This window comes from Curtobacterium sp. MCBD17_023 (genome assembly GCF_003224415.1).
Taxonomy (GTDB): Bacteria; Actinomycetota; Actinomycetes; order Actinomycetales; family Microbacteriaceae; genus Curtobacterium.
Genome location: NZ_QKLJ01000001.1, coordinates 138,952 through 151,202, shown reverse-complemented (window position 1 = coordinate 151,202; position 12,251 = coordinate 138,952). Strand labels below are relative to the sequence as shown.

At 74.1% G+C, this 12,251-nt stretch carries 16 protein-coding genes; 5 read left to right on the top strand and 11 right to left on the bottom strand.

Annotated elements, in window-relative coordinates; translation table 11 throughout:
- The first annotated feature begins 91 nt into the window (after positions 1 to 91).
- Positions 92 to 736: a PadR family transcriptional regulator gene (locus DEI84_RS00730; RefSeq protein ID WP_110889304.1), complete on the top strand. Its 645-nt coding sequence runs from the start codon at positions 92 to 94 to the stop codon at positions 734 to 736.
- A 14-nt stretch (positions 737 to 750) separates the two neighbouring features.
- Here the strand turns inward: DEI84_RS00730 and DEI84_RS00725 are convergent, their stop codons facing one another.
- Positions 751 to 1,368 (bottom strand): alpha/beta hydrolase, encoded by a 618-nt coding sequence (locus tag DEI84_RS00725; RefSeq protein ID WP_110889303.1) that lies wholly within the window; start codon positions 1,366 to 1,368, stop codon positions 751 to 753.
- Between the two features lie 74 nt (positions 1,369 to 1,442).
- On the opposite strand from DEI84_RS00725, the gene DEI84_RS00720 reads away from it, so the two are divergent.
- Complete coding sequence (locus DEI84_RS00720; RefSeq protein WP_110824284.1) at positions 1,443 to 1,997, top strand: NUDIX hydrolase family protein; 555 nt, start codon at positions 1,443 to 1,445, stop codon at positions 1,995 to 1,997.
- A gap of 79 nt (positions 1,998 to 2,076) precedes the next feature.
- Here DEI84_RS00720 and DEI84_RS00715 read toward each other — a convergent pair whose 3' ends face one another.
- On the bottom strand, positions 2,077 to 2,277 hold the full coding sequence (locus DEI84_RS00715; RefSeq protein WP_110889302.1) for a CsbD family protein: 201 nt from the start codon (positions 2,275 to 2,277) through the stop codon (positions 2,077 to 2,079).
- Positions 2,278 to 2,393: 116 nt separating this feature from the next.
- A complete protein-coding gene (locus tag DEI84_RS00710) occupies positions 2,394 to 4,040 on the bottom strand; it encodes a DEAD/DEAH box helicase (protein ID WP_110889301.1) in 1,647 nt (548 codons plus the stop codon).
- Between the two features lie 360 nt (positions 4,041 to 4,400).
- Between DEI84_RS00710 and DEI84_RS00705 the strand changes: the two genes are divergently transcribed.
- Positions 4,401 to 5,273, top strand: coding sequence for an endo alpha-1,4 polygalactosaminidase (locus DEI84_RS00705; protein ID WP_258371631.1), 873 nt, complete (start codon positions 4,401 to 4,403; stop codon positions 5,271 to 5,273).
- A gap of 97 nt (positions 5,274 to 5,370) precedes the next feature.
- Here the strand turns inward: DEI84_RS00705 and DEI84_RS00700 are convergent, their stop codons facing one another.
- The 4 genes from DEI84_RS00700 to DEI84_RS00685 all read right to left on the bottom strand — a co-directional run bounded on the left by DEI84_RS00700 (position 5,371) and on the right by DEI84_RS00685 (position 7,676).
- Positions 5,371 to 5,730, bottom strand: a complete 360-nt coding sequence (locus DEI84_RS00700) for a GntR family transcriptional regulator (RefSeq protein ID WP_110889557.1) — start codon at positions 5,728 to 5,730, stop codon at positions 5,371 to 5,373.
- A 10-nt stretch (positions 5,731 to 5,740) separates the two neighbouring features.
- Complete coding sequence (locus DEI84_RS00695) at positions 5,741 to 6,373, bottom strand: DUF1684 domain-containing protein (RefSeq protein ID WP_110889300.1); 633 nt, start codon at positions 6,371 to 6,373, stop codon at positions 5,741 to 5,743.
- Between the two features lie 70 nt (positions 6,374 to 6,443).
- Complete coding sequence (locus DEI84_RS00690) at positions 6,444 to 6,917, bottom strand: hypothetical protein (protein ID WP_110889299.1); 474 nt, start codon at positions 6,915 to 6,917, stop codon at positions 6,444 to 6,446.
- A 126-nt stretch (positions 6,918 to 7,043) separates the two neighbouring features.
- Positions 7,044 to 7,676: a GNAT family N-acetyltransferase gene (locus DEI84_RS00685; protein ID WP_110889298.1), complete on the bottom strand. Its 633-nt coding sequence runs from the start codon at positions 7,674 to 7,676 to the stop codon at positions 7,044 to 7,046.
- A 95-nt stretch (positions 7,677 to 7,771) separates the two neighbouring features.
- On the opposite strand from DEI84_RS00685, the gene DEI84_RS00680 reads away from it, so the two are divergent.
- On the top strand, positions 7,772 to 8,416 hold the full coding sequence (locus DEI84_RS00680; RefSeq protein WP_110889297.1) for a phosphosulfolactate phosphohydrolase: 645 nt from the start codon (positions 7,772 to 7,774) through the stop codon (positions 8,414 to 8,416).
- A 49-nt stretch (positions 8,417 to 8,465) separates the two neighbouring features.
- A complete protein-coding gene (locus DEI84_RS00675; protein WP_110889296.1) occupies positions 8,466 to 8,765 on the top strand; it encodes a DUF427 domain-containing protein in 300 nt (99 codons plus the stop codon).
- A 12-nt stretch (positions 8,766 to 8,777) separates the two neighbouring features.
- On the opposite strand, the gene DEI84_RS00670 is transcribed toward DEI84_RS00675, so the two are convergent.
- The 4 genes from DEI84_RS00670 to DEI84_RS00655 all read right to left on the bottom strand — a co-directional run bounded on the left by DEI84_RS00670 (position 8,778) and on the right by DEI84_RS00655 (position 12,205).
- Positions 8,778 to 10,028, bottom strand: a complete 1,251-nt coding sequence (locus DEI84_RS00670; RefSeq protein ID WP_110889295.1) for an Nramp family divalent metal transporter — start codon at positions 10,026 to 10,028, stop codon at positions 8,778 to 8,780.
- A gap of 123 nt (positions 10,029 to 10,151) precedes the next feature.
- Positions 10,152 to 10,847, bottom strand: a complete 696-nt coding sequence (locus DEI84_RS00665) for a CGNR zinc finger domain-containing protein (protein ID WP_110824275.1) — start codon at positions 10,845 to 10,847, stop codon at positions 10,152 to 10,154.
- Positions 10,848 to 10,856: 9 nt separating this feature from the next.
- The gene (locus DEI84_RS00660) at positions 10,857 to 11,375 is read right to left on the bottom strand and encodes a SprT-like domain-containing protein (RefSeq protein ID WP_258371629.1); all 519 of its coding nucleotides are present in this window, start codon (positions 11,373 to 11,375) and stop codon (positions 10,857 to 10,859) included.
- On the bottom strand, positions 11,372 to 12,205 hold the full coding sequence (locus DEI84_RS00655; protein ID WP_110824274.1) for a hypothetical protein: 834 nt from the start codon (positions 12,203 to 12,205) through the stop codon (positions 11,372 to 11,374). Before DEI84_RS00655 ends, DEI84_RS00660 begins: the two co-directional genes overlap by 4 nt.
- Positions 12,206 to 12,251: the final 46 nt, after the last annotated feature.

Here is a 12,251-nt window from a genome sequence, read left to right as displayed (position 1 = left end):
GCTTGACAGAACGAACAGTACCGATCTATCGTTACAGCATCACGACCGGTACGAACCTGGTCGTGGACCATCCTCCACGAAAGGAGTCGTCATGCACTCCATGGACGACCACACCAGCACCACGTCCCCCCGCGGCCCCTTCGGTCGCGGGCCCCGCGGACCCCGCTTCGGCGGCGCCCGCCAGCACCACGGCGTCGGGTTCCCGGGCCGTGACCACGACTCCGCCGGCCGTGGCGGTCGCGGCTCCGGCCCGGGCTTCGGCGGACCCGGCTTCGGCGGGTTCGGCCCCGGTCGCGAGCGCCGCCGTCGCGGCGACGTCCGGCTCGCCGTCCTCGGCCTCCTCGGCGAGGGCCCGCAGAACGGGTACGCCGTCATCAAGACCATCGCCGAGCGCACCGGCGGCGCATGGAAGCCGAGCCCCGGTTCGGTCTACCCGACGCTCCAGCAGCTCGTCGACGAAGAGCTCGTCGTCTCGACGGGCGACGGCCGCAAGACGCTCTTCGAACTCACCGACGCCGGACGCGCCGAGGTCGAGGCGAAGGCCGACGAGATCGCCGCCGCGTGGGAGTCCACGCCCGGCGTCCCCGACTCGCAGCGGGCGTTCGTCGAGTCCCTCCGCAGGGCGATGGGCGTGCTGCACATGTACCGGACCACCGCCACGGAGGCGCAGCTCACCGCCGCCACCGCGAAGGTCGACCAGCTGCGCCGGGACCTCCTCCAGATCCTCGCGGACTGACCGTCCGTCCCGGCTCAGTCGCCGATGAACGCCGCGACGTCCGCCAGCTCCGCCGCGGAGACCGCGTGCGGCAGACCCGGGTAGCTCCGGTCGGTCACCCGGGTGTGTGCGGCCGCCCACACGCTGGTCCTGGCGGTGGCCTCGGCGGGGATGACCGTGTCGGCGTCCCCGTGTCCGAGGAACACCCGTGGTCGGACGGCGGCCAGCCGGTCGTCACGACCGTCGTCGACACCGGGGACCACGAAGCCGGACAGCGAGACGGCGAACGCGAACGCCTCCGGTCGCGTGCGCAGGAGCTGCAGGGCCATCGACCCGCCCTGCGAGAAGCCGAGCAGACCGATCCGCGGGTGGTCGGCCGCGACGGCGTCGATCCAGTCGAGCACGGCGGTCGCGGACGCGTCGGCGGCGGCGGGGTCCGGTGACCCGGGCGTCCCGAGCGGGTACCAGCTGAAGCCGGGCCCCCACGGGTCCGGTGCCCGGAGCGCTGCCACCGTCCACGCCGCGGGCAGGGCCGGTGCCAGACCGAGCAGGTCGTGCTCGTGGGACCCGACCCCGTGCAGGGCGACGAGCAGCGGGGTCCCGACGCGGTCCGCTGCCGATCGGGTCCACTGCACGACGTCCGCATCCACCATGGGGACAACGGTATCCGTCCACCGCCGTGCTCCTCCGGCACCGGATTCGCCGCCTGGCCTGGTAGGAACGGTGCATGGCCTCGCTCCGCACCCCCGACCCCGACCCCGACTCCGGCTCCGGCTGGCTGTCGGACGAGGAACTCGCGACCGTCCGCCGTCGCATGCCCATCACCTACGTGGAGGCCGTCCCGGTGCGCACCGACGGCCTCGGAGTCGTCACGGAGGTCGGCGTGCTGCTGCGCGTGTCCCCGAGCGGATCGATCGCCCGGACGCTCGTCTCCGGTCGCGTGATGTACGGCGAGTCGATCCGCACCGCGCTGTTCCGTCACCTCGAGAAGGACCTCGGGCCGATGGCGTTCCCGCAGCTGCCGCCCAGCCCGAACCCCTTCACGGTCGCGGAGTACTTCCCGCTGCCCGGCGCCTCGGTGTTCACGGACGAGCGGCAGCACGCGATCTCGCTCGCCTACGTCGTGCCGGTCACCGGGACCTGCGAACCCCGGCAGGACGCCCTCGAACTGACCTGGATGAGTCCGATGGAGGCCGCGTCCGACGCCGTCGCAGACGAGATGGAGGGCGGTCGCGGTGCCCTGCTCCGTGCCGGTCTCGCCTCGGTGGGCGCCCTGCACTGACGGCGTCCCCCGCACACGACGAAGCCCCCGGATCCGATCGGATCCGGGGGCTTCGCAGCGCGGTACGGGACCGGCTTCGTTACTTGTCGTTCTTGAAGGAGTCGGCGACGCCGTGTGCAGCGTCCTTCACGTCGGCGACGCCCTGCTTGGCCGAGGCCTTGCCCTGGTCGGTCTGACCTTCGGCCTTCAGGCGGTCGTTGTCGGTGGCGTTGCCGAAGCCTTCCTTGGCCTTGCCGGCCGCCTTCTCAGCGGCGTTCTTGATGTCTTCGATCCCAGCCATACGTGCTCCTTCCGACGACGGACGATTCCCCGGTGGACGCTCGCGCATCCGCCGGTGACCAGTACCGTACGCGGCGACACCGGGCCGCTCGGAGGAGACGTTGAGGTTGGACCGGGTCAGCGACCGCTGCCGGCCGGACGGGAGGCGCGGCGGGACCCACCACGACGGGCTGCGGGCGCAGCGTCGTCACGCGGGGACCGACCGGCGGCGTAGCCGCCGTCCGACGACCACACCGACGCGGAACCGCCGCGGGTGGTGTCGGAAGCGGCGCGGCGCGGTGCGCCACGGCGCTGGCCGGAGGCGGCACCGCCGGTCGACGCGCCACGGCGGTCGTCGCGACCGGCCGCGTCGGACCGACCACCACGACGGGAACCCGAACCAGCCGTGTCGGTGCCGGCAGCGGAGCGCCCGGCGGAGGACGAGCCTCCCGACCGGCCGCCGGTGCTACCGACGGGGGCGCCACGACCACGCGAGCGGCCACGACCCTGGCCGGCGGCGTCACCGGAGGACTGGCGACGCGGCTGCTGCTGCTGGACCACGGGGGTGGTGTCCTCGCGGTACGGGGCGACCTCGCCGACGAGCTCGGTCACGGCCGGGGAGGTCGCGGTCACCTGCTGCGGGGTGACCTTGATCGCTGCGGCGCGCATCATCTGCGCGACGTCACGACGCTCGGCGGGCATCGCCACCGTGACGACGTCACCCGAAGAACCGGCACGGGCGGTGCGGCCGGAACGGTGCAGGTACGCCTTGTGCTCGGTGGGCGGGTCGACGTGCACGACGAGCTCGACGGCGTCGACGTGCACACCGCGGGCGGCGACGTCGGTGGCCACGAGGACGAGTGCGTCGCCGGAGGAGAACCGGGCGAGGTTCCGCTCACGGGCACCCTGCGACAGGTTGCCCTGCAGGTCGACGGCCGGGATGCCCTGGCTCGACAGCTGCTTGGCCAGGCGCTTGGCGTGGTGCTTCGTGCGCATGAAGAGGATGCGGCGGCCGGTGCCGGAGGCGAGGGCCTTGACGAGGTCCTTCTTCGCGTCGGCGTCGGCGACCTCGAACAGGTGGTGGGTCATCGCCTCGACCGGGCTGGTCTCGTCGTCGACGGAGTGCATCACCGGGTCGTGCAGGAACTTCTTGACGAGCTTGTCCACGCCGTTGTCGAGCGTGGCGGAGAACAGGAGGCGCTGGCCCTTGACCGGCGTCGCCTGCATGATCTTGGTCACACCGGGCAGGAAGCCCATGTCGGCCATGTGGTCGGCCTCGTCGAGGACGGTGACCTCGATGGCGTCCAGGTGCACGTGGCCCTGCTGCATCAGGTCGGCGAGGCGACCCGGGCAGGCCACGACGATGTCGACGCCGCGGTTGAGCGCCTCGACCTGACGGCCCTGGCCGACGCCACCGAAGATGGTCGTGGTGTTGAGGCCCATCGCCTTGGCGAGGGGGGCGAGCGTCGCGTCGATCTGGGTCGCGAGCTCACGGGTCGGGGCGAGCACGAGGGCGCGGGGGCGACCGGCGCGGCGCTGGCGGGGTGCGGCGGCGAGGCGGGCGGCGAGGGGGATCGCGAACGCGATCGTCTTGCCGGAGCCGGTGCGGCCACGGCCGAGCACGTCCTTGCCCGTGAGCGAGTCCGGGAGCGTGTCGACCTGGATCGGGAAGGCGTTCTCCTTGCCCTGGCCGACGAGGACGTCGACCATCGGGGCGGGGACACCGAGGTCGGCGAACCGGACGTCGGCGGTGTGGGGGTCCTGCGTGGTGTTCTGGGTGGTCATGGTGACCTCTCGGGCCGTTGCCGGCCGGAAGGCGCGCGGTCGAGGCCGGCGCGGGCGGGAGCGCATCCGTGGGCGGTCCGTGTCCCGGAGGAGACGGCGCTGGTGGACGGGTGCTGTCGCCGCAGCAGAGAGCCTGGCACCGGTTCCGTCTTCCCGGACGGGTTCCGGGAGGAGGGGAGGTGCGCGATACATCGGTGTCGGTTCCGCGTGTGAGCCGCTGGGGCTCGGTGCGGGACACCGGGAGTTTCGGGGGCGTCCGTACGACGCACGAGGCGATCGGCGCCTCGAGTGGTCCCAGCATAGCGGGCCGGGGACCCGGAGCGGGAGGGGGCGTTCGCGATGAGCGTGCGAGGATGCCTCGTGCGCACCCGGATCCCCGTCGTCATGGCCGCCCTCGTGACCCTCGTCACCCTCGCCTCGGCGGGCTGTGCGGGCGCGGGCGGCGAGACCGCGCTGACGGGTGGTGCCACCGCGCACGCCGACGGGTCCGCCGCTGCGGCTCCCCGGCCGCTCCCGACGACCGGCATCCCCGACTACCAGCTCGGCGGCGGGTACGCCCCGCCCACGGGCGTCACCGTCGTCGCACGGGACAGCACCGAGCGACCGGCAGCCGACACGTACGGCATCTGCTACGTCAACGGCTTCCAGACCCAGCCCGGCGACCGCGGGTCCTGGCTGTCCGACCACCCGGGAGCGGTCCTCCGGACGGCGGCCGGCACGCCCGTGCGCGATCCGGGGTGGCCGGACGAGATGTTGCTCGACACCCGGACGGCAGCGGCGCGCGCGACCATCACCGCGGTCCTCGGGCGGACGATCGCCCGGTGCGCGGACCGTGGGTTCGACGCCGTCGAGTTCGACAACCTCGACTCCTGGACCCGGTCCGGCGGCAGGCTCACCCGCTCCGGCAACCTCGCGCTCGCCGCCGCGCTCGTCCGGGCGGCGCACGACGAGGGGCTGGCCGCCGCGCAGAAGAACACCCCGCAGCTCGGCACGGTCGGGCAGCAGCGCACCGGGTTCGACTTCGCGGTGGCCGAGGAGTGCGTGCAGTACGACGAGTGCGCCGCCTACACGGACGTGTACGGCGACCGCGTGGTGGACGTCGAGTACGCGGACACGCTCGAGCAGGACTGGTCGGACGTGTGTGCGATGCCGGACCGCCCACGCATGACGATCCTCCGCGACCGGGACCTCGTGCCGGCCGGCGACGACGGGTACGTCTTCGAGCACTGCTGAGCGTCGCGCCGCGGGCACCGATCGCACTCGGCGACGGGACACGCGCCTCCCGGTACGAGCGGTGTCGCCCGGCGCGGAGTCGGCGCGCTCCGGACCGCTACGCCGGCCAGGCGTCCCGCAGCGCGGCGGCCGCCTGGTCCGCCGACAAGCCGGCCTCGCGCGCAGCGGCCACGAGCGCGGCCGCCGCGGCGGTGACGTTCTCCGGCACCTCGGCCGGTCGCACCACCCGGGTGCCGGCACCCCGCGCGGTGTGCACGAGCCCGGCCTCCTCGAGCAACTGGTAGGCCTTGGCGACCGTGCCGGCTGCGAGCCCGAGCTCGGCGGCGAGCCCGCGGACGCTCGGCAGCCGCTCGCCGTCCACGAGGTAGCCGGCGGTGATCTGCGCGGCGAGCTGCGACCGCACCTGTTCGAAGGGCGGCACGCGGCCGCCGGCGTCGATCGCGACGAATCCCGACATGCGGTCCACCCTAGGAGCCGTACCGCTCGCCGACCGGGATCGCCACGGGCACGGTGTTGCCGGGCGGCGCGAGCGGGCACGCCCACGCCGGGTCGTACGCGCACGACGGGTTGTACGAGAAGTTGAAGTCGAGCACGAGCTCCCCGTCGACACCGCCGAGGTCCGCGCCCTTGATGGTGTCGAGCAGGTAGCGGCCACCGCCGTAGGTCCCGCCGGGCTTCCCGGCACCGGCGTCCTTCACCGGGACGAACAGCCCGCCCGCGTAGCCGCCGTGCGACCACACGTCGAGCGTGCCGACGCCGGGGACCTCCACGACGCCGAGGCGGTCGAAGTGCACGACGCCGTCGGTGCCGGTCTCGACGTCGAGCGCCTGCGGGGCTGCCTCCTCGATGCGGAGCCGGAAGCGCCACGCGGGGTCGTAGTCGGGGACGGGGAGGGACGTGAACGCGGCTGCGTCCTCGGGGAGGAGCGGGCTCGCGGGGTGTCCGGCGAACATGGCGTCGCGACCCTCGCGCCACAGCGCGTGTGCGGCCTCGGGAGTCGCGGCGGCCCGCGCCCGCCGGTACAGGTCGAAGGTCCGACGCCGCCAGTCGACGGTGGCGAGGGTGCTTCGGACGCGGTCGGCGGTCTCCGTCTGGGTCACGTCGCCGAGCGTACGCCCGGCCGGTGACGCCGCTCCGGGCCTGGAGGCGCGGTCGCGGGGTCTGCTCGGGTCACGCCCGCCAGGTGGGCGCGAGGGCCCGCATCCGGAACGCCCGCCACTGCCAGATGACCCACATACCGGGCCAGAGCGCCACTCCGAGGAGCGCCGGCCGGGTCCGGTAGGTCAGCCGGTCGCGGAACAGCGTGCGCCCGCCCGGCAGCGCGGAGACGGCCATCCGGTGGCGCATGTCCATCCGGGCGAACAGCCCGCTCGTGCCGCCGCCGCGGTCGACCTGCACGGGGACGCCCTCGGTCTCGTGCAGGTCGATGTCGACGTGGCTCGAGCCGCTCGGGAGGGCACCGAACGTCGACGCGCTGATCGGGTGCGGGTCGTGCGGTGTCCAGTGCTCGGGGAACCCGTCGGGGTCGAGCGACCGGTAGACCAGGAACGGCTTCGTGACGGCGACCATGACGGACGGCCGGAGGAGGGCGTCCCGGACGGCGTCCACGGGTGCGTCCAGTTCGATGCGGAGTCCGACGTGCATGGGGCGGACGCTACCCGGGCGTGCTGGGGTGCCGTCGCGCGGGCGCGGGCGCGGGCATGGGCACGGGCACGGGCACGGGCACGGCACGGCACGGCGTCGGCGGCGGGAGGGCCACCGCCGGGACCGTCAGGCGTGCCGGGCGGAGCGGCGGCGCGACCCTTCTGCGCGGTCATGGCTGCGCAGACGTTCAGCGAGGGAGAGCCGGACGGTCGGCCACTCGGACTGGATGACCGAGAACACCACGGTGTCGCGGAGGCTGCCGTCGCGGCCGAGGGCGTGGTTCCGGAGCACCCCGTCCTGCTTCGCGCCGAGGCCCGCGATGGCGGCGCGGGACCGGGTGTTGTGCCAGTGCGTCCGGAACTCGACCGCGATGCACTGCCACACGTCGAAGGCGTGCGAGAGCATGAGCAGCTTCGCCTCGGTGTTGATGCCGGTGCGCTGGGCGGAGGCGCCGAGGAACGTCGCACCGATCTCGACCCGGCGGTTGTCCCGGTCGATGTCGAGGAACGTGGTGGCACCGACGACCCGTCCGGTGGGGCGGTCCCGCACGGCGAACGGCACCATCCGACCGGCGGCCTGCTCGGCGAGTCGCCGGTCGACCTCCTCGTCGACCCCCGCCGGCGTGGGCACGCGGGTGTACCAGGCACGCCACAGGTCGCCGTCCGCGACGGCCGCCCGCAGGTCGTCCGCGTGCTCGTGCGACAGGGGCTCGAGTGTGACGCGGTCGCCGGTGAGGGTGGGCGCGGGGTCGGTCTCCATGGCAGGGGATCGTACCGGGCACACCGGACACGGCAGCTGCGCGGGACCGCCCGGAGCGTGCCCGGCCGAGGTCCCGCCGCGACTATCGTGTCGGCGTGCAGGAACGAGGACAGCAGCGGTACCAGGTGCGGTTCGGGTGGGGTGTCCCGGGAGCGGCGCGGGTCGGCGCCGACGCGCACCTGCTCGTGTGGGTGGACGTGCTCCCGGCGGCCGCCTTCCCCGACGACGTCCGCGCCGATGACGTCCGGCACGACGACGTCCGCCACCACGACGTCCACCGGGGTGTGCCGCTCGGGCAGCTGCCCGACGGGCCGGAGGTCGTGCTCGGTCACCTCGGCAACACCGCGGCGGTCGCCGGACGGGTGGCGCGCCTCCAGGCCGAGCGGGGCGACCGCTGCGTCGTCGCGGTGGTCGCGGCCGGCCACGTCGACGGACCCGTCGGCGGCGACGCGGCCGCCGAGGCGGGCGAGGCACCGGACGTCCGGACGGTCCCGGAGTTCGCCGTGGAGGACCTGCTCGGCGCCGGCGCGGTCGTCGACGCGCTCGTCGAGTCCGGCATCGACCACACGTCCCCGGAGGCCGCGGCGGCGTGCGCCGCCTGGACGGGCCTCCGCCGGGCGGCGAAGCACCTCGTCACGGCCTCCGAGGCGGCCGCCGTGCTCGGCGCCGAGCGGGTGCACGCGGCGCTCGCCGTGGGTCCCGACCTGGTCACGCTGCGACCGTCCACCGCACGGGCGTAGGGTCCCGGTCGGACGCCGTCGGACCGACGGCCGGAACGAGGAGGAAGTCATGCAGGCAGTGATCGGCGACACCGTCATCGCGGAGGCCCCGGAGGCGGACCTCATCCAGATCGAGGGCAACTGGTACTTCCCGCCGGCGAGCGTGAAGACCGAGCTGTTCAGCGAGAGCCCCACCCAGTACCACTGCCCGTGGAAGGGCGACACCCAGTACTGGACCGTGACGGTCGACGGGCAGGAGCACGTGGACAACGCCTGGTCCTACCCGGAGCCGATGCCGTCGTCGTTCGACCGCGTCGGCCAGGACTACAGCGGCTACGTGGCGTTCTGGAAGGACGTGCGGGTCTCCTAGGAGCCGCGCGGCTCAGCCCGTGACGGTGAGCACGATGAGTGCCACGTTGAGGGCGACGATCACCGTGGCGATGAGCCAGGCCACGACCCGGGTGCCGACGGCGTTGACGTCGGCACCCATCACGCTCCGCCGGGACGTGTAGGCGACGAGCGGCACGATCGCGAACGCGATGCCGAAGCTCAGCACGACCTGGCTGATGACGAGCAGCTGGGTGGCGTCGGCGTCGAGCGCGAGCAGGACGATCGCGGGGACGAGCGTGACGAGCCGCCGCACCACGAGCGGCACCCGGACGCGCAGCAGCCCGTGCATGATCTCCGCGCCGGCCATGCAGCCGACCGACGTCGACGCCAGTCCCGACGCGAGCAGTCCGATCGCGAACAGCACCCCCACGACCGGACCGACGTTCTCGGCGATGGCCCGCTGGGCCCCGGGGATCGAGTCGGTGCCGTCGACGCCCTGCAGCGTGGCGGCGGCGAGGACGAGCATGCTGATGTTCACGCCGCCGGCCACGACCAGGGCCAGGCCCACGTCCCAGCGGGTGGCGACGAGGACCCGGTGCCGTTCGGGGCCGGCCGGGACGTCCCCGTGCCGGTCGCGGGCCAGGGCGGAGTGCAGGTACACGGCGTGCGGCATGACGGTCGCGCCGAGCATCGAGGCGGCGAGCAGCACGGACCCGGAGTCGGCGAACCGGGGTGCGATGCCGGCGACGAGCTCGCCGGGAGACACCTGCGCGAACAGCAGCCCGGCGCAGAACCCGATCGTGAGGACCGCGAGCATCGCCGTGACGACCGCCTCGAAGGTCCGGGCGCCCCGGCGGTTCTGCAGCAGGAGGATCGCCATCGAGACGACGCCGGTGATCAGCCCGCCGGCGACGAGGGGGACGCCGAAGAGCAGGTGCAGGGCGAGTGCGCCGCCGATGACCTCGGCCACGTCGGTCGCCGCCGCGACCACCTCGGCCTGCGCCCAGAACAGCAGGCGCGGCGTGCGGCGCATCTTCAGGCCGAGCAGTTCCGGCAGCGACTTCCCGGTGACGATGCCGAGCTTCGCCGACAGGTACTGCACCACGACCGCGCTCGCGTTGGCGGCCACGAGCACCCAGAGCAGCAGGTACCCGTACCGGGCGCCGGCGGTGAGGTTCGCGGCGACGTTGCCCGGGTCGACGTAGGCGATGGCGGCGACGAAGGCCGGTCCGAGCAGTCCGAGCCCGGCGGCACGTCGACCGGGCGGGCGCTGGCTCACGACCGGGGCGGCGGTGTCCGTCATGCGGTCAGCATGCCAGAGAGTTCGGTGCGCCGAATCCAGGGTTTCGGTGCCGCACCAGATCGGGCGGACCGCGGCCCGCTGCCGGACCCGCTGCCGGACCCGCTGCTCGCAGCTCGGTGTCGGTCAGACGCCTGCGCGGCGGGCCCGGTGCGCACGCACCTTCGCCCGGTTCCCGCAGCGCTGCATGGAGCACCAGCGTCGGGTGCCGCCGCGCGAGGAGTCGTAGAACACCAGGCCGCAGTCCGGCGCGGAGCACCGGCTGAGCCGCGCGGAACGGCCCTCGGCCTCGAGGTCGTCGAAGCCGACCTCGGTGAGCAGGGCGACGGCGTCGCGGGCGACGCTCGAGAGCGCCTGCGCGAGCCGGACGCGGTTCGCCCCGGCACGGCGTCGACCACCCGGGAGGCTCGGGGGCACGTCCGGCAGTGCGGCGAACAGGTTGACGGTGTCGATGTCGTCCGGCACGGGACGGGTGCGTCCGGTCCCGGCACGGAGGCCCGCGGCGACGGCGGTGCGCTCGCCCGCGGAGTCGGCGGCGGCGGGTGCTGCGGCGACGGCGAGGCGGGCGATCGCGGCGCGGAGCGCACGGGCGTCCTGCAGTTCGCGCGCGGTGGCGCCGACGTCGATCGGTTCGGTGTGCAGGCCGAGCCACTCGTCCAGGTCGGCCGGGGTCGCGAGCAGTTCACCGAGGTGCCCGCGCGGACGGCGCCGGTCGGGGTCGTCGGTGAACCCGCCGGTGTGCGCGAAGTCGAGGGCGATGCGTCCCGCGTCGAAGAACCACGAGGACCCGGCATCGGTCCGGATGTCCTGCCCTGTTCGCATCCGCCCAGGCTAACGGGTGTGCGGCGCGCCTCCGACACGATCTGCCGGGGCTGGGCTAGACGTCTCCGTCGTCCCGGGCAGGCGTCGCGTCCATGCGATGACGTTCCGCTCGTCGAACCGGCGCGAGCACCGGGCGCAAGCCAGCGGGCGCGTGGGGGTCCGGTACCGGAAGTGCTCGTGTCCGGCCGGGCAGTGCCCCACCCACGGCGCCAGTTCGCTCGCGATCGGTCCGTCGTGCAGTCGCGACCCGGTGTACCCCAGGGCGCGTGCCGTCCGGCGCCACGAGGGCCCGTGGCCGGCGCGTGGCCCGCTCAGGGCGTGCGCGATCTCGTGCAGGAGGACCTGCTCGACGTCGTCGGGAGCGAACCGGACGGCGAGGTGCCGGCTCACGGTGATGCGGTGCCGGGCGAAGTCGCACTGGCCGGCTCGGGTCTTCGCGTTGTCGAACGCGAAGGTCCAGGAGCCGTCGGGCAGGTGGGCGCCCATCAGCTCGGCAGCCCGGGACCGGACGTGGTCGAGTGCGGTCACTGCTCCCCGAGCGGACCCTGGCCCTCGTCGGACCGGTCCTTCCGGGCGGACAGGCGACCCCAGAGCGAGTCGCCCTCGGTCCGGGCGGCGTCGGGTGCACCGAGCACGCGGCGTCGGATCGGCGGGATCTGCTTCTCCGGTTCGGCCATGCGCGTCTGCGGTTCGCCCTCGGTGCGGACCGCGACCTCGCGGGCGGTCCGCGGTCGAGCGGCCTCCGGCTCCGGGGCGGGCTGCGCCATGGAGGCCCGGAGTGCGGCCTCGACGGCCGTGCGGAGCGCTTCGGTGCGCTCGGACGGTGCTCCGGCAGCGCGGAAGGCGTCGTACGCGCGGCTGAGGACGGCGCGTGCCTCCTCGAACCGGGAGAGCTCGTAGAGGGACCAGCCCTCGAGTTCGGCGGCGGCGCCCTCCAGCTCCGGCCACTCCTCGGTCGCGGCCGTGTCGCGCGCCATCGAGGCCTCGGTGGCGGCGCGCTCGTAGCGCCCGAGGTCGTGCAGGACGTGGGCGCGGCGGATGCGTGCGCCGACCTTGTCCTGGCGTTCCCCGGTGAACATCGTCAGCCGGAACACCTCCTCGGCCACGGTGAGCGACTCGTCCAGGCGGCCGAGCAGACGGAGCAGTTCGGCGCGCTCGGCGAGGGCGTCGGTGCTCCGGCTCTGGCCGAGGTCGCGCAGGCGGTCCTGCACGACCTGGACGTCGACGGCCGGGCGGAGGCTGATCGGCGCGAAGGTGCTGCCCGGGCTGACCCCGGCGGTCACCGGGGCGGCATGACGGGGCTCCCGGGCCTGGTCGGTCCGGTCGTGGTCTCGGCGTTCGTCGGGCGGGAGGGACATCACGGTCGAGGGTATCCGCGCGATCCCCTGAGGTCCCCGTGCCACG

What these genes read in the sequence shown, in the direction of transcription:
- DEI84_RS00730 (WP_110889304.1), top strand. Translation starts at nt 92, where the DNA reads ATGCACTCCATGGACGACCACACCAGCACCACGTCCCCCCGCGGCCCC.
- DEI84_RS00725 (WP_110889303.1), bottom strand. Translation starts at nt 1,368, where the DNA reads ATGGTGGATGCGGACGTCGTGCAGTGGACCCGATCGGCAGCGGACCGC.
- DEI84_RS00720 (WP_110824284.1), top strand. Translation starts at nt 1,443, where the DNA reads ATGGCCTCGCTCCGCACCCCCGACCCCGACCCCGACTCCGGCTCCGGC.
- DEI84_RS00715 (WP_110889302.1), bottom strand. Translation starts at nt 2,277, where the DNA reads ATGGCTGGGATCGAAGACATCAAGAACGCCGCTGAGAAGGCGGCCGGC.
- DEI84_RS00710 (WP_110889301.1), bottom strand. Translation starts at nt 4,040, where the DNA reads ATGACCACCCAGAACACCACGCAGGACCCCCACACCGCCGACGTCCGG.
- DEI84_RS00700 (WP_110889557.1), bottom strand. Translation starts at nt 5,730, where the DNA reads ATGTCGGGATTCGTCGCGATCGACGCCGGCGGCCGCGTGCCGCCCTTC.
- DEI84_RS00690 (WP_110889299.1), bottom strand. Translation starts at nt 6,917, where the DNA reads ATGCACGTCGGACTCCGCATCGAACTGGACGCACCCGTGGACGCCGTC.
- DEI84_RS00685 (WP_110889298.1), bottom strand. Translation starts at nt 7,676, where the DNA reads ATGGAGACCGACCCCGCGCCCACCCTCACCGGCGACCGCGTCACACTC.
- DEI84_RS00675 (WP_110889296.1), top strand. Translation starts at nt 8,466, where the DNA reads ATGCAGGCAGTGATCGGCGACACCGTCATCGCGGAGGCCCCGGAGGCG.
- DEI84_RS00670 (WP_110889295.1), bottom strand. Translation starts at nt 10,028, where the DNA reads ATGACGGACACCGCCGCCCCGGTCGTGAGCCAGCGCCCGCCCGGTCGA.
- DEI84_RS00665 (WP_110824275.1), bottom strand. Translation starts at nt 10,847, where the DNA reads ATGCGAACAGGGCAGGACATCCGGACCGATGCCGGGTCCTCGTGGTTC.
- DEI84_RS00655 (WP_110824274.1), bottom strand. Translation starts at nt 12,205, where the DNA reads ATGTCCCTCCCGCCCGACGAACGCCGAGACCACGACCGGACCGACCAG.